At 65.4% G+C, this 699-nt stretch carries 1 pseudogene; it reads right to left on the reverse strand.

What is annotated here, in order from left to right:
- Positions 1 to 699 (reverse strand): annotated as a pseudogene (locus ACM43_RS09580) (IS3 family transposase); the annotation flags it as partial.

A 699-nucleotide genomic window follows, 5' to 3' on the forward strand; every position in this document is an offset into this window, starting at 1 on the left:
CGTAGAGCCAGCCCTCGGCCGTCCAGAGATACGTAAAGTCGGCGATCCACTTCTGGTTCGGCCGCTCGGCGGCGAACTGCCGGTCAAGGAGGTTCGCCGGCCCGGTCTCGAGCTGTCGATCGCCGCTGTCCTTCGGCAAGCGCCGGCGTCGCGGCCGCGCCCGCAAGCCTTGCAGGCGCATCATCCGTTCGATTTGGTGCAGGCCACAGTCCGCCCCATCGGCGAGCAGATCACGCCACACCCGGCGCGCACCATAGGTGCGGTCGCTCGCCATGAAGCTGGCCTTCACCTTGCCGCCGAGCTCTTCGTCGCTGCGGGATCTGGCGCTGGGCGAACGATTCAGCCAGGCATGGAAGCCCGACCGCGACACCCCCAGCGCATCGCATAGCCATGCCACCGGCCAGATCGCCCGGTGCTTCGCGATGAAGACGAACTTCATGTCGCTTCCTTCGCGAAGAAGGCTGCGGCCTTTTTTAGGATGTCCCGCTCGGCCTTCAACTTGGCGACCTCACGGCGCAACCGCTCGATCTCCTGCTGCTCCGGCTTCATCTGCCCGTGGCCGGGAAAGGCCTGCACCGGATCGGAGCCGAACTCTTTCACCCATTTGCGCAGAACGTTCTCATGACCATCCAGGTCGCGCCCGGCCTGCGCCACCGACACCCCACGCTCCCTAACCAGTTTGACCGCCTCGATCTTGAA

The organism is Bradyrhizobium sp. CCBAU 45321, from assembly GCF_028128975.1.
GTDB classification, from domain to species: domain Bacteria; phylum Pseudomonadota; class Alphaproteobacteria; order Rhizobiales; family Xanthobacteraceae; genus Bradyrhizobium; species Bradyrhizobium yuanmingense.